Genomic DNA, 21,725 nt, shown 5'->3' on the forward strand with positions numbered 1-21,725 from the left:
ACCCTTTTTACCCTGTAACCCAAATACAATATGTTAGTAATTAAACGTGACGGAAGGAGAGAATCCGTAAAGTTTGATAAGATTACCACCCGCATCGAAAGGCTCTGCCAAGGGTTGGACGATAATTTTATCCATCCGGTAGAAGTAGCTAAAAAAGTAATCGAAGGGCTTTATGATGGCGTAAGTACACAAGAGCTAGACAACCTTGCGGCTGAAGTATCAGCTTCTATGACCACCCGCCATCCTGACTATGCGATATTGGCAGCAAGAATAGCCGTGTCGAATCTTCAGAAGCTTACAAGTAGTTCCTTTTCGAATGTAATGAAAAGGCTATATACGTATGTGAATCCAAAAACAGGAGAACATGCGCCTTTAATTTCGACAGAAGCCTATGGAGTGGTGAAGAAATATGCCAAAAGACTAGATGCGGCTATTGATTATGATAGAGACTTTGGCTACGACTATTTTGGTTTCAAAACTCTCGAGCGCTCATACCTTATGCGCCTTGACGGCATTGTAGTTGAGCGTCCTCAACATTTGATTATGCGTGTGGCAGTGGGTATACACATGGATAATATCGATGCAATTTTAACAACCTACAAGTTGATGTCTGAGCGTTGGTTTACACATGCTACACCTACGCTTTTCAATGCAGCAACACCAAAACCACAGCTATCTTCTTGTTTCTTGCTCACAATGAAAGATGATAGTATTGATGGCATTTACGATACCTTAAAGCAATGCGCCAAAATCTCTCAATCGGCGGGAGGTATCGGTTTGAGTATTCACAATGTAAGAGCAAAGGGTTCATATATTAGAGGTACAGGCGGTAAATCAAATGGCATTGTTCCAATGCTTCGTAATTTCGACATGACCGCTCGTTATGTAGATCAGGGCGGAGGAAAACGTAAAGGCAGTTTTGCTATTTACTTGGAACCTTGGCATGCAGATATTTTCGAATTCCTTGAGCTAAAGAGAAATCACGGTAAAGAGGAAATGAGAGCAAGAGATCTTTTCTACGCGATGTGGATGAGCGACTTGTTTATGAAAAGAGTTGAACGTAACGAAGAATGGTCACTCTTCTGCCCGAACGAAGCTCCAGGACTTGCTGATTGCTATGGAGAGGACTTCGAAAGATTGTACGAAAAGTACGAGCGGGAGGGAAGAGCACGTAAAGTCATCAAAGCGCAAGACTTATGGTTCGAGATATTAGAATCTCAGATCGAAACGGGCACGCCTTACATGCTATTCAAAGATGCGGCAAACAAAAAGTCGAATCAGAAAAATCTTGGTACTATCAAGTCTAGTAACCTATGTACCGAAATTCTTGAATACACTAGTCCTGAAGAAGTAGCCGTTTGTAATCTAGCATCCATTGCTCTTCCTAAGTTTGTGGATGAAAAAGGCAACTTCGATCATCAGCAATTGTATGATATTACATATGTCATCACCAAAAACCTGAATAATGTAATAGATGTAAACTATTACCCAGTAGAAGAAGCAAGAACAAGCAATATGCGTCACCGCCCAATTGGCATTGGTGTACAAGGTTTGGCGGATGTTTTCATGCTGAAAAAAGTAGCTTTTGATTCTCCAGAGGCGAGACGATTAAACAAAGATATTTTCGAAACGATATACTTCGCTGCAATGACAGCAAGTATGGATATAGCCAAAGTAGAAGGCCCATATCAAACTTTCCAAGGATCTCCGGTTTCCAAAGGTATTTTCCAATTCGATATGTGGGGTGTTACACCGGACTCAGGTCGTTGGGATTGGGATAGCCTGAAACAAGAAGTGAAAAAACACGGTGTACGCAACTCATTATTAGTAGCGCCAATGCCAACAGCTTCTACTTCTCAGATATTGGGTAACAATGAGTGCTTCGAGCCTTATACGTCGAATATCTACACAAGAAGGACACTTTCTGGCGAATTCATTATCGTGAACAAGCACTTGATGAAAGACTTGATTGCGCTTGGACTGTGGAACGATAATATGAAAAACCGTATTATCTCTGCCAACGGTTCAATCCAAAATATTCCACAGATTCCAGATAATTTGAAGGCGATTTATCGCACCGTTTGGGAAATTTCTCAAAAGTCGATTATCGAAATGTCTGCCGATCGTGGAGCATATATCTGCCAAAGCCAGAGCTTGAATATACACATGCAGGATGCAAATTTTGGTAAGCTTACCTCCATGCACTTCGCTGCATGGAAGCTAGGTTTGAAAACAGGTATGTATTACCTCAGAACTCGTGCTGCTGCTGATGCAATTAAGTTCACGGTTGACAAAGCCAACCTCAGTGAGCCGAAAACACTAGCGAAAACCAAAGAAGAGCAACAAGCAGCGGTGGCTTGTTCTATTGACAATCCTGATGATTGTGAAATGTGCGGTAGTTAAGCCAAAACTCAATTTAGAATAAATTAAAGGTCGGTTTCAATTTTGAAGCCGACCTTTAATTTATTAAGATAATAATTACTTTTAAAATTGAAATCATCCTTTTGCCATAATTTGGTATCCTAACAATTGCTAAGGGCGTTATCCATTTTTAAAATTATCACCATGAAATCAAAATTTACATTAAGCCTTGTCGCTTTATTATTTGTAAGCTTCAGCATGGCAATGGCTCAATCTGAAGAAGAAGAGAGCACTCAAAAGCCCAGAAAATTCAAGCCATTCCAAATAGAATTGGCAGTACCCTTTAATCTTGGAATGGAGGATGGTTCTGGCACCGGGCTAGGATTTTATATGGCGCCCAGATACGCTGTTACCGATAAAATTCATGTTGGTATGCGCACAGGGTGGTTCGATTTGGGAGAGAGTAGCATATTTATCCAAGGAGATCAGGTTGAAATAAATGGGCTTAACATAGTGCCTGTTACGCTCACCTTCGATTATTATTTCACCACAGAGCGTGTCCGCCCATTTGTAGGAATAGCGGGAGGAATGTACAGAAGGTCCATAGTTGATTTTCTTTACCAAGATGATAAAGTGGAATTTTCATCTCAAAATGTAAGAGTAAATCCAGGCTTATCACCACAAATTGGGATCAATGCCAATCACTTTAGGCTGAGTGTAGGCTATCATATTACTGGCGAAAGCATTCCCGATTTCCTCTCTATCAATGTTGGGATTGATATTGGCGGAGGCCGTACCAACCGCTATTTTGTCAACTAAAAGATACTATTCCCGAATTAGCTTCGTTCAGCTATCAGCAGGTTAATTTTTGGTCAATTACTTGGTTTAGCTTAAAGGGTTTCCCACACAGGAAGCCCTTTTCGTTTTTAGCAATTAGTACTCTCTGATCAATGGAAATTGGGTGCTTTAATAACAAGCCCATTCAAATCCCGCTAATTAGCTACCTTTGCAGATTAATGCCATCAGAAAGATAATATGCAAGAGAATCCCGAAGACTTTGAAATAGAGGACGAAGAGTTATTTGAACATCATAGAATAGTTGCAGACAAAGGCCAAACCTTGACGCGTCTTGATAAGTTTTTGATGGATCGCTTGCCCAATATCAGCCGTAACAAAGTACAATCTGCTATAAAAGATGGCTATGTATTGGTAAATGGTAATGAAATTAAGCCTAATTATCGTGTTCGTCCTTCCGATGAAGTGGTGATTTCTCTCCCGGAACCTCCGCGAGAAACGGATATTCTGCCAGAAGATATTCCGCTCGACATCATCCATGAAGACAGCGATTTGATGATCGTTAATAAGCCTCCGGGGATGGTAGTGCATCCAGCCTTTAACAATTGGACGGGCACTTTGGTAAATGCCCTTGTTTGGCATTTCAAGAGCTTACCCGAAATGGAGGGAAATGAAGGACGCCCAGGATTGGTACACCGTATTGATAAGGATACATCGGGTTTGCTGGTAATTGCCAAATCAGAAAGAGCCATGTCTTCGCTAGCTAAGCAATTTTATGATCACAGCATCGAGCGAACGTATTATGCGCTTGTATGGGGAGATGTAAAAGAAGATAAAGGCACGATCAACGTGCATTTAGGTCGCAGCCTAAAAGACAGGCGGGTGGTAACGGCTTTTCCTGATGCAGATTTTGGTCGCCATGCCATCACCCATTATCAAGTATTGAAACGCCTGCGCTACGTCACCTTGATCAAGTGCAATTTGGAAACAGGCCGAACGCATCAAATCCGCGCTCACATGAAATACCTCGGCCACCCGCTTTTCAATGATGCAATGTATGGTGGAGATAAAATCCTGAAAGGAACCCAGTTTTCTAACTACAAGGCTTTTGTGAATAATTGCTTTAAGGCGATGCCAAGACAGGCTTTACATGCCAAGTCTTTGGGTTTTATTCATCCTGCTACCAAAGAGTTTGTCCAATTTGAAATAGATCTTCCCGAAGATTTTAAAATTGTGATGGATAAATGGGATACCTATGTGCAGCATCATGATTAAGCTCAACGATCCAGCCAGCTCTTAAATTCAGCAACCCGTTCGCGGGCTACAATAGCATCCATTTCTTTGCTGTCTTTAAGCAATATGCGCAATCGGCTATTGCTATAGCTCACGATATCTTTTATGGCAGCTATGGAAATTAAGTATTTGCGGTTGATTCGGAAAAACAGTTTCGGATCAACCATTTTTTCTACCTTTTCTAAAGATAAGTCGATAAGGTAGTTTTGCCCGCTGCTAGTATGTGCAAATGTGGCTTTATCTACTGAATAGAAATATTGAATATCCTCTGTTGCCACTGTTTTGATATGCTCACCAATTTTCACCAAAAAGCGTTCTTTATAGCTTTTGGTTATACTCTGTAGCGTTTCAACTATCGCTATTTGCGATTGAGTGCTTTTGAGCGTTTTGAACTTCGCAAGCGCTGCTTTCACTTCATCCAAATCGGCTGGTTTTAGCAGATAGTCAATACTATTTACTTTGAAAGCTTTGATGGCATATTCGTCATAAGCGGTGCAGAAAATAATGGGGCAGGGCATTTCCACCCAATCGAACACCTCGAAACTCAGGCCATCCGCCACTTGAATATCAAAGAAAGCGAGGTCAGGAGCAGGGTTTGCACTGAGCCATTTTACAGTAGCTTTCACCGAATCCACCGATCCCACTATTTCGGAATCGGCCTCAGCTTGCGCTATAAGACTACTCAATCGCTTGGCTGCCGGAGCTTCATCTTCGAGGATTAGTATGCGGATCATAATGGCTTGATTAAAGGTAATTTCACAGTAAAATATCCTCCCGCTTCTTCTATTTGCACTTTTTGATGGCTGAGGATTTCAAATCTGGCTTCAATATTCGCTAGCCCTATTCCAGCAGATTCCTCTTTCAGTACGGTCTTTTTCTGTAAGTTATTTCTGAAAACCAGGTAATTCCCTTCTTGGAATATCGATATCTGCAATGGATCTTCCTGGCTTACAATATTATGTTTCAAGGCATTTTCGGCCAGTATTTGCAAACTCACTGGAGGAATTTGAAGAGCGGAGGAATTGGGTAAATTCACTTCAAACTGAAGTTTCTCACCGAATCTTATTTTTTGGAGAAATAGGTACGAATGTAGAAATTTCAATTCCTCGTCGAGTGGCACCAAATCTTTTTCCCTACTATCCAATACATATCGGTACACTTCGGACAATTGCTTAATAAACTTGGCGGCTAGGTCAGCATCTTCATACACAAGATCGGAAAGGGAATTGAGGCTGTTGAATAGAAAATGTGGATTCACTTGGCTCTTCAGCGCTTCGAAGCGGGAGGTGATGTTTTCGGTATGGAGCTTTTCTGCATTCACAGCAATTTGTCTATAGGCAAATAAGAAATCTTTACCTGTGAAGAAGAGCCAAATGATAATGGAAATTCCTGTTGAGAATATCAAGGTACCACTAATGGAGTTGCCAAAATCTACTGAGAATTGGCCTATATGCTCAAAAAGGAGTGTCAGTAACAGAACTGAGGACACGGTATAAATCACTGCAACCAAAAGCCCAACAAATAATCGTTTTCTTGGACTTACCAACCAGTCGATATATTTATCGCAAATTCCTTGTGTATAGGCATTGCCCAACCATAACATAACCCACAATGAGGCTGTGTAAAGCGACACATTTCTGCCCAGTTGGAAGCTTTCTTCGTAGCAATTTGGGCAGGTGAGGTAGCCAAATGCTGCACCAAATACGAACAAGACGATCGCTAGACGGATGAGTTTCCAATTCATGTTGTAAGGTAATCAAATTAAGAATTTATGGCAGGGGCTTTTTGCAAAGTGATTTTAGATTTTCTTCGCTTAATACGCTCCCATATTTGCATAGCAGGCACTCCCAATAAAGTAGGCCATAACCATTGAAGCAGATCCGGCATAAAGTGCATCGTTTGTACGGAGAATGCTGTAACTGTAGCAATAAAACCTCCCACCATATGGCCGGCATGGGTGTAATACCAGTACTTTTTATCTTTCGAGCCTTTGAGGAAAAATACCATATTGCCATAAACCATTGCCATGCCTCCCGCACCAAATAATATGGCTAATATGCCTAAGGTATTGGGTATATTGATAATACCATAAATGATAAAGGCCAAATTGAATAGTCCAGAAATTACAGCTAAGCTCCAATCCAATTTGCCGATTTTGCCTTTGCTGTGGATGTTTTTGTGTTGGATAGATCTGATACCCGAAAGCACAGCATAATAGCTAAACACGCCAATCATAAATAGAAAGGGAATATTCTTGGCGTAGGAAAGGATGCAAGATGTAATAAAAATGGCCGTCATCCCACCAAAAAAGACCCAGCCAAAAACTTTGTGAGCTTTACTCCATTTCGAAACTGATAATGCGATTGGTGCAATTCCCAAGGCAGTAACTCCGCCTATGATGTGAATGACTAAATTGATTTGTAAGAATTGTTCCATTTCCTTTTTTTTATCAAATGTGAATGAGAAAGGCGGGAGGTAAAATTCTTACTTACCCAACTGTCGGATTTGCTTGCTCAACCGTAGAATTGGGTACCATTCTCATGGATAATATTTTGCCTTTGTGGATTATTTCTTCCTTAGGGAAGTCGAGTTCTTGTTAAATTGAAGATAATATTGATACTTGAAGACACATTAAATCACTAGCCATGTCTTTATCTTGTCAAGCCTCTTTATTCTCTTTGCCAGCGGGTATTCATTATCTCAATTGCGCCTACATGTCGCCCTTGCTTAAGTCAGTAGAAGTTGCCGGCGTGGAGGGATTGCTGAAAAAGCAAAACCCAACCGTGGTGGGTCACGATGATTTTTTCAGTGGCCCGGTTGGCTTAAAGGAGAGCTTCGGCAAATTGATAAATGCCAAAGCTCAGCAGTGTGCGGTGATTCCTTCGGTATCCTATGGTATGGCTAATGCATTTGCCAATATACCGGCAAAAGCAGGACAAAAAGCCATTACAGTAGAAGGTGAGTTTCCAAGTGATTATTTCGCTTTGCACCGATTCTGCACAGATAATGGCGTAAAGTTAGAAATGATACAAGCGCAACCTTATTCAGCGGGACGAGGAAAGCGATGGAATGAAGATTTGCTGAATGCGATTGATAGTAATACTGTTGTAGTAGCTATTTCGATGGTGCATTGGATGGATGGCACATTGTACGATATGGAGACAATTGGTAAGCGCTGCAAGGAAGTTGGCGCTGTATTTTTGGTGGATGGTACGCAGTCGGTAGGAGCATTGCCTATTGATGTGGCCAAATATCAAATTGATGCATTGATCGTTGCGGGCTACAAATGGCTAATGGGTCCGTACTCTATCGGGATGGCCTATTACAGTGAGTTTTTCAATAATGGCAAACCCATAGAGGAATCTTGGATGAACCGACTAAGATCGGATGATTTCGGCAATCTTATGGATTATGAACATCAATACAGACCTGGAGCAGCCCGCTACAATTTGGGAGAGTCCAGCAATTTTATTCTCGTGCCCATGCTTCAAAAAGCCCTTGATCAGCTGCTTGCCTGGGAGCCGCAAAATGTCCAAGATTACTGTGAGAATTTATCCCTCCCGCTGGTTTCTTTTCTGCAAGAGAAGGGATATTGGGTGGAGGATCCTGCCTATAGAAGCAAGCATTTATTTGGATTTGCTTTGTCGGAAAATATGGATAGAGAGAAATTTATGAAAAGGCTTGCTGAAAAGAACGTGTTTCTTTCCTTGAGAGCCAGCTCCATGCGTGTATCACCTCACTTGTATAATACGCGGGAGGATGTAAATGCCTTGATTGAGGTGTTGGATTCTTTGGGTTAAATCCGCTCTGGATTATCCCAAATTATTGGCTGTCATTTAGCACTATTTCGGAATTAGCACTACCCGCGAGCATACTATAAGATCTGCTCTCGGGTCTTTTTTTAATATAGCTATGGCCAATAAGCTGCAAGAATTAGCAAATCTAATTGGCCAGCATTTATTCGTTACATACTATTCACTGCCAAAGTCTTGTCAAAAAAATAGCCCAATAGACCGATTGGATATTTAGATTGAATAACGTATGTTTATAAGCAAACAATGAAAATTAATAAAATACTACCTCAGGCAAATGGGAAATATATGAAGTAGTTTCGTATGTAAATACGTTAGCGGTTATTAAAGAAAAATGAGAAAACAATACCACATACTAAATGGTGATTCTTTAAAAAAGCAATTTCCTGAAACTATTCAGGGGGAAATTATAGTAGCCAGAGAATGCTTAGTAGACGGAAATGTGAATGGCAATAGCTTGACTGACTTGTTTAAAGTAAGAGCCGAATTTATCAGTAACAACTATGATGGATATAAAGAACAAGACTATTTCGAAAAGACAGTTCCTGAATTCCAGAAAATCCAAAATATTCCTGACAATGTAGACATTAATCTATGGTTTGAGGATGACTTGTTTTGTCAAGTGAACTTTTGGTTTGTAGTAAACCTTTTAAATAAATCAAATCATAATAATCAACTATTTCTTATTAGACCCGAATTACAAAGCCAATATGGCTTTGGTGGGCTATTGAAATCAGAACTAATTTCAATTTTTGAAAGCAGATTAAAGTTAACAGAGCTCCACGATCTGGCATTACTTTGGGATTTTTATCAAACCAATGATACTGAAAAGTTGATTGAGACCTCAAAACGATTAAAAAATTTATACCCATTCATAGATACTGCTGTTGAAGCCCACATCGAGCGAATACCTACAAATGGAAATATGGGAAGACCAAGTCAATCATTAGTTAAGATAATGGACGAACTTAATACTGCTGAATTTGGACCAATATTTAAAGAGTTTTGCAAAAGAGAGCAAATATATGGATTTGGGGATTTACAAGTGAAAAGATTACTTGATGAAATAAATAACAACCGCTAACAATGGATAAAAATAATAGCCGAGACAGTAGTAAATTCAACGGTTATAGCCCAATTCAACATTCTTATAACTTGACAGGGATGAAACCCGCAAACGGCTACTATTCTTATACCAACCGTTACGAAACTATCCTTAGTCAAATTACTCCTAATCATCCTCATCAAATACTCCCCATAGCCGCTTTTAAGGCTGAGTGAGCTCGCTTAGTTGTTGTTTATTGATAAAGCCCATTTTGTAGGCGATTTCTTCGATGCAGCCGATTGGGCGTTCTTCGATTACTTGTACGAAGGTGGCGGCTTGCATCAATGATGCGAATGTACCTGTATCGAGCCAAACGGTGCTGCAGCCTAAAATGCTTACATGCAAATTGTTTTGTTAATCATTAGTGGGTACTATTTTTTTGCTACTTTTAACGAACGAGGAATACAAATGCTATAAAGTTAGCAACAAGCTAAGGAGACATAATGAACAAGCTAAAAACAGGTGAATTTTATGGTACCCATTATCAGAAGTTTGCTTTTAAGAATATTATAATAACTGACACAGAATATACACATAGTAAAGTTGATTGGCATCATCATGAAAATCCATATTTCACTTATCTGCTTCAAGGCAAACTATTCGAATCCAATAAAAAGGAGTCTTACTATCTAGAGCCAGGAAGCTTGTTATTCCATAATTGGCAAGATGCGCATTACAATATTAAACCACCAGGATTTACGAGAGGATTTCACATTGAACTAAATGAGAAATGGTTTTCGAGTTATGATATTCATCCAACTGATTTTGAGGGAAGTGTGAACTTAAAGAATCCATTAATTAAAAATTTAATGAACAAAGTGTTTGTTGAATCTAAAATAAACGATTCCTTTTCTGAAATTAGTATAGAGATATTTTTAATAGAAATATTCAGCACAATAAAGAAGTTTGAAAAGCAAAATTCTAAAAGCCCCATTTGGATTAAAAAATTGAAGGAACTTCTCTCGGAAGATCAAATTGATTACTCTTTAAAAAACTTGAGTTCAATTTTAGAGATACACCCTGTTCATTTATCCAGAGAATTTAACAGATATTTTGGGACAAGCCTTGGAAACTACATTAGACTTTTAAAACTCAATAAGGCTTTTAGTTTAATAGTTTCTAACAAATTGTCTATGACAGAGATTTGTTACCAATGCGGTTTTTATGACCAAAGCCACTTTATCTCAAATTTTAAACGAGTTTACAATGCCACACCAAACAAACTTCTACGAAAGAATCTTTGATGTTAATTTTATACAATTTTAGTGATTGTAGAATCTTCATTTTTGCACTTTATTCATCAATAAATCAAAAAATGAGATTCCAAACTATCGTATTATTTCTTTCACTTCTTTGTTCAATTTCAGCCAATGCCCAAGATATGGCGGATTATACGGGTGGTTGGGAAGGAAAAATAGAAGATTCCAAAATATTCAATTTAAAGGTTGAAATAGATAATCTAGGATTAGAAAATCCCACTTTTAGAATATCCAACGGCAAAAACATCATTAATTATCCAATAGAAATAGAAAACAACTTACAGATAAACATCTCCTTTGCCGAAAATCACCTTTTTGAAGGTGTTCTATCAGAGAATGGAAAAGAAATTAATGGATTCATTAAGTCAGGTTTGCTTCTCTATCACTTAAAACTCATTAAATCGAAAAGCCATTCTTATAGAGGAGTTTGGAATATTTTGATGGTGGAAGAATTAAAATCTCAAAATTTCTATTTGAGCGTGGAAAATGGTTCAGGAAATGATTACCAAGCCTATCCTGTTTTTGGAGATAATCGTTTTACGGGAACTTGGTGTGACAATTTTCAAAAAGAAAATGATTTAATTTCGTTTACTGATGTCAAAACCGGATTACAGTTTAGAGGAAAGTTAGAGTCCAATGGAATTCGTTTAGAGATGTTTTTAGGCAAATATCCGATTACACAAATAGAGTTAAAAAAATCTGTAACGGATTGGGAAATTGGTGGTTTTAAACCAGACCATAAAACATTTTCGCTGCAACTTCCAGAATTGGAAAATCTACTTTCAAAAGATTCGTTACCCAATACGCATTCCGTTTTAGTTTCAAGGAGTGGTAAATTGATTTATGAAAATTATTATGATGGATACGATGCAAACATCCCTCACGATATGCGTTCAGCATCAAAAAGTATATCATCTGCCATAGTTGGGATTGCAAAAGACAAATCATTATTTAATAATGTTGACCAATCCATTTTTGATTTTTTGCCTAAGGAATATCAAGTGTATAGAGACAGCTTAAAAAGCAAAATAGACATAAAAAGTCTTTTAACAATGAGTTCGGGTTTGGATGCTGTCGATTTTGGGATCCAACGAAGATCCTTGGCCTCAGAAGATAATTATCAACCTACCCAAGATTGGACAAAAACTATATTCCAAGCACCGATGATTAATGAACCCAACACGCACGCAAACTATGGTTCTGCAAATCCCTATCTTCTTGGAGTTGCAATGAACACTGTTGTTTCTGAACCATTGGAAGTGTTTATGGATAAAAACTTATTTCAAAAGCTGGCAATTTCAAATTATATTATTCAAACTGATATGACCGGTCTTCCATATTTTGGTGGGGGAATGTATTTGACACCAAGAGATATGTTAAAGTTCGGTGAGCTATATCTAAATAATGGAAATTGGAAAGGACAGCAGATTTTGTCGGAAGACTGGATAAATGATTCTTTTAAAAATTACCATGTTTTAGAAAACACGATTGATAAAAATGGATATGGATATTTGTTGTGGCACAATACTTATCCGGTGAATGAAAAACGCTTAGAATCCATTGAAGCTAGAGGTGCTGGCGGTCAATATATTTTCATAATTCCTGAATTAAAATTGGTTGTTGTAATAACCTCTGGAAATTATAGAAATGGAAATACTCAACAACCTGAATTGATTTTAGAGAATTACATACTGCCTTATATTGAAAACTGAATAAAGCCGGTTTTGTATTAAGCAATCATACTGTACCACAATCTAAAATGCCCATACATTGCTTTGTTAATCATTATTGGATATTATTTTTTGCTACTTTTAAAGAGCTTGGAATAAAATGCTATAAAGTTATAGCGTATTTAAAGAAGACCATGACAATGAAGCATTCCAACATCATTCTGCTAATTTCAGTACTCATCTCCTTTTCCTGTGATTCTCAAAACGAACAGGGTTACGACAAGAAAGCGATTGCTTTGAACAATTATGCAACCGAATTAATGCTCAATAAACCCGACAGTGCATTATTACTCCTAAATGAAGCGACTGAAATAGATCCAGATTATTATTTGGCTCACAATAATAAAATCAACCTATTCATTACCAAAGGCGAAATTGACAAAGCAATAAGATCAGCAGAGAAAAGTGTTGAATTAAAGCCCAACATAGCAGAAGCAGTTATTATGCTTGGAATGCTTTACGATTATAATGGAAACACTGACAAAGCAAAAGAACAATATTCAAAGGCTCTTGATATTTTCAAAAAGCGACTCGAAACATCAGACAAGAATAAATTCGAGAACAGGCTAAATCGAGCTTATGCACTTTTGCTCCTTGGTGAAAAGAAAGAAGGAAAAACAGAAATCCAGAAGTTGCTCCAAGAAAATCCAAATGATTATACAATTCAAATACTTGCGGACTTTGACAAAGAACAATACTTGACTGACCTATTTCGACAAAAATAGAATAGAATAACTCGCTATAGCATTGTGTATATTACACTTCCTGCGGGACAAGTGTCAAATACTCAGCTGTTGTCAATATATAATAAAACCAATGAATGATGTTGATAGTGGCAAGTGAACAGTTCTGTTTCGCATGATGACAGATAATGCAGAAAAGGAATAAAGCCTGCATTCTGCCGCATACTATAACGCCATTTGCTAGCATTAAAACGCAGCGATTTTGACATTTCATCAAAATGCACTTACTTTTTTATTAGCATTTAAGAAATTATGGAAGTATCGATTATTAAAATTTGAAACTCAAAAGGGCTTCGTTTGAGCAAGGCTATTTTAGATAAATTCAACATTAAGGACAAAGTAGAGCTGATTCTTGAGAAAGAACATATAATTATTAAACCAATCTCCTCTCCAAGAAAAAACTGGGAACAAGAATTTAGAAAGTCATTTAGATAAAATACTAAGAATTTCGTAAACCACCTTAACATAATAGAAGTTGCGTACGTTAAAATAACGTACATGAATTGATGAGTACGTATTTTGAACGTACATTTGAGAAAAATAATTATGATGGAAACAAAAGAAGTGAATTCAAAAAATGCACGGTTTGACACGAGGCTTTCGAAAGAGCAAAAAGATTTCTTTGAAAAGGCAGCTAAGCTAGGCGGTTATAGAAATTTAACTGATTTTGTTGTGATGGCAGTACAAGAAAAGGCAAAGGAGATTATAGCCGAAAAAGAACGGATTCTAGCTTCTCAAAAAGACAGTGAAATTTTTTTTAATGCCATTATGAATCCTGGTACACCGAATGAAGAACTTTCCAAAGCTGCAAATGAATATAAAGCTCTTTTTGCCAAATGAGTCAAATCTCAGAACCTTTAAATTCAATACATAAAAAAGCTGACTTTTCATGTGGTATGGAAATGTTGGACAATTACATACATAAACAAGCAAATCAGGACATTAAAAGAAAGCTTGCCGCTTGTTTTGTAATAAAAGAGCCGGAAACGGATTTGATAAAGGGTTACTACACCTTGTCGAATAGTAACATTCCCTTAGAACTTATTCCAAACGAAATACGAAGAAAATTACCAAGCGCATACGAAGCGATTCCAACTACTTTACTGGGACGACTAGCAATAGACACTAAATTCCAAGGACAAGGAATCGGAAAATTAATTTTGGTTGATGCCCTGAAAAGAAGTTATGAACTATCTAAGATCATTGGCTGCTTTGCTGTAGTCGTTGATCCAATAGACCAAAATGCAGAGAAGTTCTACGAAAAGTACGGATTTATAAAGCTTCCCGATAGTAAAAAGATGTTTTTGCCTATGAAAACTATTGGGCAACTATTTGAATGAGATTTGCAATTCCGTTACGATCCATTTGATATCTACCTATAAATGGGCGAATGAGTGAAAACCAATCAGAACCAATATTTCAGCTGCAAGAAGTACTCCCCACGCCCGCTTTTAAGCAATGGCTGAGCGAGGTTGCTTAATTGTCATTTATTGATAAAGCCACTCGGTAGGAGATTTCTTTCCTGACTTGTCCACTTCAGAGTCTTTGAAAAAAATAGGGATTGATTTACAGTAAGACATCTCATTTTTTAATTAGTTTGACCGCACTAATAGGGTCAAATGCTGCACATAAGAGTTGTAAAAACAAACGGGACATCTCTCAGGCTGTCCAGATTTAGCGATATCAAGACAGTCAACGATATCGGCTCTGGCTCAACTGATGAAGAGATTGCCTTCTTACAAGAGATAGTCGGGGTATTTATTGCTGATTATACCAAGCAAATGAACCTTTTCAAGGAGTTTCAACCCAATCAATAGGCGGTATGGTCAGTCAATGCGAATACATTGGGGTGTACTATAGTTTTTTTTTCTTACGATGTATCGAGAGCCAGCCTTTCAACATCAACTTGACTATGCAATGGAAGTGGATGCCTTGTTGAGTGATTGGGTCGTGATGGGAATCTTTGAATCTACCTCCAAACTTCGGTCTATTTCGTTCCGTTGAAAAAAAATCCGTGAAATCGATTAATCCCTGCTTGCAGTATTTTTGCTCGTTATCGAAAGTCGGATTGCAAATCCTTTTTATCAGGAGTACGACATTTTAAATGTCGAACAGTTGCGGGTCTTTTTAAAAAATTGGACGTATTTTGGGCATTGATCTTTGGGCGAAAATTTGCGATTTTGAGTCAAATTTTGCTCAATGATCATCGTAATTTTTTGGCCTGGCAGCACCCTCCATTTTGGGTGGTTTGCTTCGGCTTTGAACTAATTTGGTGAATCCTTTAGGGATAAAAAAATGAATGTACGTTTTATTCGCAATATGCGTTTATTGCACATTTTTCGTGATATTCGTTCTCTTCGTTTTATGTTACTTTTTGCGCAATATTCGCTTTATGCGTTTTCTGCGAGGTTCCGTACAATTAAAGCACAATGGGAAGACAAGGAAAGCACAAGGAAACCCTAAGGTAAACACCCACTAAAATGGGCTAAAATCGAGTGAAAAAAAAATCATATTTTAAATTTATGTATTTAAAATAATAGTATTTGAATATTTTCGAAAAAGTGACTTTCTGCAAAGAGGTTGGTTGATTTGGTCATAATTTGGTCTGAAACTGGGCAAAATTTGCATGGATAATGAGCTGATTAGGCTTTGGGAATTGAAGGAAATTCAGGACTGTTTTGGGTGGTGATTTTGAGGTTTTATTGAGATGTATTTTTGGATAACGGAATATAGCAAACGTTGATGGAGGGAGAAGGGTTGACGGTTGATAGTTGAATTTTTCTTTGTGTCGATTAAAGCCTTCTTAACCGAGTCCAAAAAGGTAACAGGAGCTAGGCTATGGAATAAAATAACCAAAAAGGAAATGAAAATCAGATCAGCCGTAGCAAAAAACCTAAGCCAGATGATAACAAAAATTATTAGACCGCACTAAAACGAGAATTAGCAAATCTAATTGGCCAGCATTTATTTGTGATATGTAATTCACTACCAAATTCTTATCATCAAAAGAAGAGCCCAATAGACAAATTGGATATTTAGATTGAATAACGTATGTTTATAAGCAAACAATGAAAATTAATAAAATACCGCCTCTGGCAATTGGGAAATATACGGGCCAGATTCGCAAATGCCCACAAAATTGAGGTATATACAAAGAATAGGTTCGTAAATAAACAGGTTGTAACATATATGGAAAACCCAATTGAAAAGTGGATTAACGAAGACGAGCAATTATATGATTTAGTTGTCGAAATCCAGACAATGGAAAAATCCGAATTCGAACAAGCTGAAATTTTATTCAATCGTCTTTGTGAATTATATGACCTTCCAAAAATGCCATACGATACCGAAAAATATGAGACGTTTTATGAGGATAATGGCATTCTAAACCCAAGGTCTGTTTTCGAAGAGCATGCTTTGCTCAAATTCTTGGAACCTAATGACGATCCGCGTGGAATTGTTCTATCTGCTGTTTACCACGTAAAAAATAATGTTGGCATTGATTACCAAGAGGTAGCTGAAAAAGAATTCGGAACGAAAGTCCCAAAAGGCCTTCAAATTGGAATAAAGGGAAGTGGAGTAAATGGGATTGTAGTATTTCCTCAAAAAGAAGGTAAAAGTTGGTTTGATTTAGGGTGTATCATAAATACCGAATTGACATAAATACGTGTTAAAACGCCGCATATAGCTTATGCCGGCTGCATGGCAGCCACCGAAGTTTTCGCTCCGTAGCCAGCGTTGGTTTCGGTGGAGAGGAAAGTGCTTCGAAACCGCCACAAGCCATATGCAAAACGTTGTGCATATAAATGAACCGAAACAGACTAATCATATTAACCTTAGGACTGCTCTTAATTCTGACAGGAATTTGGGCTTATCCGAAAATTGACCAATTTTTCAAAGTTGACAGTTGCTTGGACAAAGGCGGAAGATTGAATTATGAAACTAAAGAGCGTGAATTCGAATCCAATAAAGAGCACGCAGTTTCACAAAAAGCTGACAGCATAAAAGGTTACAACCAACTTGCTGACGCACAAAACAGAAGTACTTACACAATCTCGGAATACAACACAGATTTAGAAAATGAAAATATTGACCGACCCGATAAGACACTAATCACCAACCCGAAAATCGATATAACAAAGCTTTTTAAAATATGGACTTTAGACCCTAACGGACCTCATGCTGACTTTTGGTTTAAACCGACTGAATTTTATGTTGTTGACTATGACGGAGATGGAGCAATGCCGTATTTATTAAACCAAGACAGCCTGACAATATTTTACAATGACTTTATTCAAAAAGGAAAGATCGTTTCGGTAAGTAAGGACACTTTGAAAATTCATTGGGACGAATCTGAGAGACCGACTCAATATGTAGAATGGAAAAATTAAAAAAAACTATGCACAACAACGCATATAAATTATGGCGAGTGAAGTGGTAAATTCAAGCATAGTGCTTTTAAGTAAATTTGGTGGAAGCCGACAGAAAGTGCTCCGTAAACCGCCACAAGTCATATACTAACCGTTACCCAACTATTCATAGTCAAATTACTACCTAATACTCCTCATCAAATACTCCCCATATCCGCTTTTGAGTAAAGGCTGAGCGAGTTCGCTGAGTTGTTGTTTATTGATAAAGCCCATTCGGTAAGCGATTTCTTCGATGCAGCCGATTTTCTACTAAGTTATAACGATATAAGCTACAAGAATTAGCAAATCTAATTGGCCAGCATTTATTCGCTACATATAATTCACTACCAAATTCTTATCATCACAAGAGCCCAATAGACAAATTGGATATTTAGATTGAATAGCGTATGTTTATAAGCAAACAATGAAAATTAATAAAAATACCGCCTCTGGCAAATGAGAAATAGACGAACCAGGTTCGCATATACCCTCAAATTAGAGGTATATACGAAGTAGTTTCGTATATAAACACGTTGTAAGTAATGCCGAAAAACCCAGAAACCAAGTGAATAAAACAATATTTGAAATTACCAAAATGGATTGTCCTTCAGAGGAAAATCTTATCCGAATGAAATTGGACGGAATTTCAAGCATTGCGAATTTGGACTTTGATATTCCGAATCGAAAATTGACCGTTTTTCACAGCGGAGAAATTGACCAAATCGAAAAGTCCGTTATCGAATTGAATTTAGGTGGAAAAAAAATCTCAACGGAACAAACCGACCGAACGGAATTTAAAGAAAACGAAAATCAGAAAAAACTACTTTGGTCTGTACTTGCCATAAATTTTGCTTTTTTCATTATTGAAATGACAACAGGAATTATCTCAAAATCTATGGGACTTGTTGCCGATAGTTTAGATATGCTTGCGGACAGTTTTGTGTACGGAATTAGTTTGTTTGCGGTTGGCGGAACAGTAATAAAGAAAAAACGGATTGCCAAACTTGCTGGATATTTTCAAATAATACTTGCGATTATTGGATTTGTAGAAGTCTTGAGAAGATTTTTCGGAAACGAGAAACTTCCCGATTTTTCAACAATGATTATCGTTTCGATTTTTGCACTTATCGCAAACGGAATTTGTCTTTACATTTTGCAAAAGTCAAAAAGCAAAGAAGAGGCACATATGAAAGCGAGTATGATTTTTACTTCGAATGACGTGATTATCAATTTAGGAGTTATAATCGCTGGACTTTTGGTAAATTGGTTAAGTTCTAGCAAACCTGATTTGATTATTGGAACAATCGTTTTTATTTTGGTAATTCAAGGAGCGTTTAGGATTTTGAAATTAAGTAAGTGAACTAAAAAAGCACTACTTACAACAACGTGTATAATTAATGGCTGGTTCTCGCCTACTTACGAAAATCCTCGCGGATTTTCTATTCGGTTTTTATTTGCTAAATTAGGTGCTTAAACACGCCACTAATCATACACAAAACCGTTTTAGCTATTTAAAAGCAAGTAGATGTTCAGTTCTTTAATTTGACAGACTAATCTTTTCAGTTCACAGATTTCTTTTTATTTCTACTTTATATTGTTCTAGATTTGAAAAGAATGAAAAGAAAACTTATATACTTAATCAATGGATTCTATTGGCTAATTTTCACCTCTATCATTATCATCATTTTATTAGCTAGCGGAGTAGGTGAAGAAAGTTCAATATCTTTTAATAAGTTTCGACTGATAACAGTTCCAATCATTATTATTCCATCTATTATTTCGTTTTACATTGCCTACCAATTCTTATTTCCGAAATACATAAAGACAAGAAGTATTCCTGTTTTGTCGATTTACACTTCAATGGTAGCTATTGGAGGTGCAATACTTGGTCTAATTATCATAAGCAGTCTGCTTGGAAACCAATTCACTCTTCATAACGGTCTGGATTTATTCATAGGAAAATTCATACTCACATTATCTATTTCATTATTAAATATTGGTTCTGGATTTATCATTAAAGGATTTATCAATTGGTACAGTGATTTAAAAATAAAAGAAGAACTACAACAGAAAGCGCAAGTAATGGAGTTGTCTTTAATTGAATCCAAGCTAGACCCCCATTTCCTGTTTAATACCATCAATAATATTGATGTATTGGTAAAAAGTGATTCAAAAAAAGCTTCAGAATACTTAAATAAGTTATCAAGTATTTTAAGATTTATTCTTTATGAATCAAAAGGCAGAAAAATAAAGCTTTTTGAAGAAATAGATTATATCATGAGATATATAGAACTACAAAAAATCAGAACCTCTAATCAAAACTTTATTTCGGTGGATATTAAGCAAGAGCATATTGATTCACTCATTTATCCTATGACCTTTATTCCATTTATAGAGAATGCCTTTAAACATTGCACAAATAAGAAAATAGAAAAGGCGATAGAAGTAAGTATTTTGAGTACCAAAAAACAAATACATTTTAAATGTAGAAACAAATTCAGCATTTCATCTAAGCCCGTAAATGGAGGAATGGGTAATGAATTAATTGAAAATAGGTTGCGATTATTGTATCCAGATGGTCATATTTTAAAAACATTTAAAAATGGAGACCAATACACTATTGATCTAAAAATTGAATTATGAAAACGAAATGTATAATTATTGAAGACGAACCATTAGCATTAGAGGGTCTTAAAAATCACGTGAAAAAATTAAAAAGCCTGCAATTGGAAAAGGAATTTGACAATGCTATTGACGCCATTGAGTTTCTAAATTCAAATACGATTGATCTAATTTTTCTTGATATTGAAATGGATGAACTTTCAGGCATTGATTTGTTAGAGAGCATCACCTATTCAGGACATATTATCATTACCACAGCCTATCCTTCCTATGCTCTAAAAGGGTATGAATTAAATGTGACTGACTACTTACTTAAACCTTATTCTTTTGAACGATTCATAAAGGCTGTAAATAAAGCGATCGATAAAAAGACCATTCAAGATGATTCAAATTTCATTTTTATAAAAACGGAAAACAAACTGGTCAAAATAGATATTGACTCCATTTTATTTATAGAAGGAATGGGGGATTACAGGAGAATTCATAGCACCGAAAAAAAAATCATGACTCTGGAAAATTTTAATGAGCTAGAAAAGCGAATACCATCAATTAAAATATGTAGAGTACATAAATCATTTATGGTTTCTATATCTAAAATTGAAGCTATAGAGCGAAATAGAATCAAAATAAAAGACACCATTATTCCTATTTCAAAAACTTACCAGGAAAGCTTTTTCCAATTAATAAATAATTCTGATGTATAGTGTAGAAACCAAAAATATAAATCATCATTTCAGCAAAAACAGTCCTACACTTACCAACATTAACTTGAAAGTGCCACAAGGCAGTATTTTTGGGTTTTTAGGTAAAAATGGAGCTGGCAAAACTACCACACTAAAACTCATTCTCGGTCTTTTAGAAAGACAGGAAGGAGAAATTAGGCTATTTGATAAGGATTTTAAAACGGATAGAATTGAGATATTAAAAAGAACAGGTTCTTTGATAGAATCGCCTTCTTTTTATGGTCATTTAAGTGCTACTGAAAATTTAAGGATTCTTCAGAAAATATATCAATGCCCGAAAGAAAGAATTCAAGAAGTACTTACGCTGGTTGGATTAGCTGATTCCGGGGTCAAAAATGTAAATCAATTTTCTTTAGGAATGAAACAACGCTTAAGTATAGCTATTTCCTTGCTGCATCAGCCTGAGCTATTAATATTAGATGAACCTACAAACGGTTTAGATCCAAATGGAATTATCGAAATCAGAGAGCTACTACTAAAAATAAATTCAGAATTAGGAACCACTATAATCATTTCCAGTCATTTATTATCAGAGATTGAAAGGATTGTAAGTCATATTGCCATTATTAATAAAGGGGAATTATTATTTCAAGGCAAAATGGAAGAGCTAAAAGCTAAAGCATTGTCTACAATTAGTTTAGAAACAGATAATCCAAACTTAGCATCTAAAATCATTCAAAAGTATAATGTAAATACCACCCAAGAAGGAAATATGAACCTTTTAACAAACTATTCAAGGGAAGCAATACCTGATATTATAAAAGACTTAGTGTCTAATGATATAGCTATCTATAAGGTGAATGAGCAGGAAATGAGTTTAGAGTCTATTTTTATTAATCTGACAGAGAATTAA

General features: G+C 36.6%; 20 protein-coding genes and 2 pseudogenes. 17 read left to right on the top strand and 5 right to left on the bottom strand.

Annotated elements, in window-relative coordinates; translation table 11 throughout:
• Nucleotides 1–30 precede the first annotated feature (30 nt).
• From ACOXY8_RS14800 to ACOXY8_RS14810, 3 genes are all read left to right on the top strand, one after another.
• Nucleotides 31–2,403, top strand: coding sequence for a ribonucleoside-diphosphate reductase subunit alpha (locus ACOXY8_RS14800; RefSeq protein WP_458332389.1), 2,373 nt, complete (start codon nt 31–33; stop codon nt 2,401–2,403).
• Between the two features lie 162 nt (nt 2,404–2,565).
• Nucleotides 2,566–3,180 (top strand): hypothetical protein, encoded by a 615-nt coding sequence (locus ACOXY8_RS14805; protein WP_458332390.1) that lies wholly within the window; start codon nt 2,566–2,568, stop codon nt 3,178–3,180.
• A gap of 216 nt (nt 3,181–3,396) precedes the next feature.
• On the top strand, nt 3,397–4,431 hold the full coding sequence (locus tag ACOXY8_RS14810) for an RluA family pseudouridine synthase (RefSeq protein ID WP_458332391.1): 1,035 nt from the start codon (nt 3,397–3,399) through the stop codon (nt 4,429–4,431).
• Between the two features lie 2 nt (nt 4,432–4,433).
• Here ACOXY8_RS14810 and ACOXY8_RS14815 read toward each other — a convergent pair whose 3' ends face one another.
• The 3 genes from ACOXY8_RS14815 to ACOXY8_RS14825 are packed head-to-tail and all read right to left on the bottom strand — an operon-like array spanning nt 4,434 to nt 6,885.
• Nucleotides 4,434–5,183: a LytR/AlgR family response regulator transcription factor gene (locus tag ACOXY8_RS14815; protein WP_458332392.1), complete on the bottom strand. Its 750-nt coding sequence runs from the start codon at nt 5,181–5,183 to the stop codon at nt 4,434–4,436.
• Nucleotides 5,180–6,193 carry a sensor histidine kinase gene (locus tag ACOXY8_RS14820; RefSeq protein ID WP_458332393.1) on the bottom strand — a complete coding sequence of 338 codons (1,014 nt, stop codon included), beginning with the start codon at nt 6,191–6,193 and terminating at the stop codon, nt 5,180–5,182. Before ACOXY8_RS14820 ends, ACOXY8_RS14815 begins: the two co-directional genes overlap by 4 nt.
• A gap of 17 nt (nt 6,194–6,210) precedes the next feature.
• A complete protein-coding gene (locus tag ACOXY8_RS14825) occupies nt 6,211–6,885 on the bottom strand; it encodes a hypothetical protein (protein WP_458332394.1) in 675 nt (224 codons plus the stop codon).
• A 209-nt stretch (nt 6,886–7,094) separates the two neighbouring features.
• Here ACOXY8_RS14825 and ACOXY8_RS14830 point away from each other — a divergent pair, with 209 nt between their 5' ends.
• Both ACOXY8_RS14830 and ACOXY8_RS14835 read left to right on the top strand, forming a co-directional pair.
• Nucleotides 7,095–8,249: an aminotransferase class V-fold PLP-dependent enzyme gene (locus ACOXY8_RS14830; RefSeq protein ID WP_458332395.1), complete on the top strand. Its 1,155-nt coding sequence runs from the start codon at nt 7,095–7,097 to the stop codon at nt 8,247–8,249.
• 346 nt (nt 8,250–8,595) lie between these two features.
• Nucleotides 8,596–9,345, top strand: a complete 750-nt coding sequence (locus ACOXY8_RS14835; RefSeq protein WP_458332396.1) for a DUF1835 domain-containing protein — start codon at nt 8,596–8,598, stop codon at nt 9,343–9,345.
• Nucleotides 9,346–9,494: 149 nt separating this feature from the next.
• Here ACOXY8_RS14835 and ACOXY8_RS14840 read toward each other — a convergent pair.
• Nucleotides 9,495–9,720, bottom strand: a pseudogene (locus tag ACOXY8_RS14840) (glucose-1-phosphate thymidylyltransferase); the annotation flags it as partial.
• 89 nt (nt 9,721–9,809) lie between these two features.
• Between ACOXY8_RS14840 and ACOXY8_RS14845 the strand changes: the two are divergent.
• The 8 genes from ACOXY8_RS14845 to ACOXY8_RS14880 all read left to right on the top strand — a co-directional run bounded on the left by ACOXY8_RS14845 (nt 9,810) and on the right by ACOXY8_RS14880 (nt 17,489).
• On the top strand, nt 9,810–10,610 hold the full coding sequence (locus ACOXY8_RS14845) for a helix-turn-helix domain-containing protein (RefSeq protein ID WP_458332397.1): 801 nt from the start codon (nt 9,810–9,812) through the stop codon (nt 10,608–10,610).
• Nucleotides 10,611–10,681: 71 nt separating this feature from the next.
• Nucleotides 10,682–12,337 (top strand): serine hydrolase domain-containing protein, encoded by a 1,656-nt coding sequence (locus tag ACOXY8_RS14850; RefSeq protein WP_458332398.1) that lies wholly within the window; start codon nt 10,682–10,684, stop codon nt 12,335–12,337.
• A 158-nt stretch (nt 12,338–12,495) separates the two neighbouring features.
• Nucleotides 12,496–13,080, top strand: a complete 585-nt coding sequence (locus tag ACOXY8_RS14855; RefSeq protein WP_458332399.1) for a tetratricopeptide repeat protein — start codon at nt 12,496–12,498, stop codon at nt 13,078–13,080.
• A 564-nt stretch (nt 13,081–13,644) separates the two neighbouring features.
• A complete protein-coding gene (locus tag ACOXY8_RS14860; RefSeq protein ID WP_458332400.1) occupies nt 13,645–13,938 on the top strand; it encodes a type II toxin-antitoxin system TacA family antitoxin in 294 nt (97 codons plus the stop codon).
• Nucleotides 13,935–14,438 carry a GNAT family N-acetyltransferase gene (locus ACOXY8_RS14865; protein ID WP_458332401.1) on the top strand — a complete coding sequence of 168 codons (504 nt, stop codon included), beginning with the start codon at nt 13,935–13,937 and terminating at the stop codon, nt 14,436–14,438. The genes ACOXY8_RS14860 and ACOXY8_RS14865 overlap by 4 nt, the downstream gene beginning before the upstream one ends.
• A gap of 279 nt (nt 14,439–14,717) precedes the next feature.
• Entirely contained in the window at nt 14,718–14,915 is a 198-nt protein-coding gene (locus ACOXY8_RS14870; protein ID WP_458332402.1) for a hypothetical protein, read from the top strand.
• A gap of 1,372 nt (nt 14,916–16,287) precedes the next feature.
• On the top strand, nt 16,288–16,761 hold the full coding sequence (locus ACOXY8_RS14875; protein WP_458332403.1) for a hypothetical protein: 474 nt from the start codon (nt 16,288–16,290) through the stop codon (nt 16,759–16,761).
• Nucleotides 16,762–16,904: 143 nt separating this feature from the next.
• On the top strand, nt 16,905–17,489 hold the full coding sequence (locus ACOXY8_RS14880; protein ID WP_458332404.1) for a hypothetical protein: 585 nt from the start codon (nt 16,905–16,907) through the stop codon (nt 17,487–17,489).
• A 159-nt stretch (nt 17,490–17,648) separates the two neighbouring features.
• Here the strand turns inward: ACOXY8_RS14880 and ACOXY8_RS14885 are convergent.
• Nucleotides 17,649–17,774 (bottom strand): annotated as a pseudogene (locus tag ACOXY8_RS14885) (glucose-1-phosphate thymidylyltransferase); the annotation flags it as partial.
• A gap of 298 nt (nt 17,775–18,072) precedes the next feature.
• On the opposite strand from ACOXY8_RS14885, the gene ACOXY8_RS14890 reads away from it, so the two are divergent.
• The 4 genes from ACOXY8_RS14890 to ACOXY8_RS14905 all read left to right on the top strand — a co-directional run bounded on the left by ACOXY8_RS14890 (nt 18,073) and on the right by ACOXY8_RS14905 (nt 21,725).
• Nucleotides 18,073–18,867, top strand: a complete 795-nt coding sequence (locus ACOXY8_RS14890) for a cation transporter (protein WP_447113608.1) — start codon at nt 18,073–18,075, stop codon at nt 18,865–18,867.
• A gap of 254 nt (nt 18,868–19,121) precedes the next feature.
• Entirely contained in the window at nt 19,122–20,150 is a 1,029-nt protein-coding gene (locus tag ACOXY8_RS14895) for a sensor histidine kinase (RefSeq protein WP_458332405.1), read from the top strand.
• The gene (locus tag ACOXY8_RS14900; RefSeq protein ID WP_458332406.1) at nt 20,147–20,833 is read left to right on the top strand and encodes a LytR/AlgR family response regulator transcription factor; all 687 of its coding nucleotides are present in this window, start codon (nt 20,147–20,149) and stop codon (nt 20,831–20,833) included. Before ACOXY8_RS14895 ends, ACOXY8_RS14900 begins: the two co-directional genes overlap by 4 nt.
• Entirely contained in the window at nt 20,826–21,725 is a 900-nt protein-coding gene (locus ACOXY8_RS14905) for an ABC transporter ATP-binding protein (RefSeq protein ID WP_458332407.1), read from the top strand. Before ACOXY8_RS14900 ends, ACOXY8_RS14905 begins: the two co-directional genes overlap by 8 nt.

It is taken from the genome of Peijinzhouia sedimentorum (assembly GCF_049340005.1).
GTDB lineage: Bacteria > Bacteroidota > Bacteroidia > Cytophagales > Cyclobacteriaceae > CAXBDP01.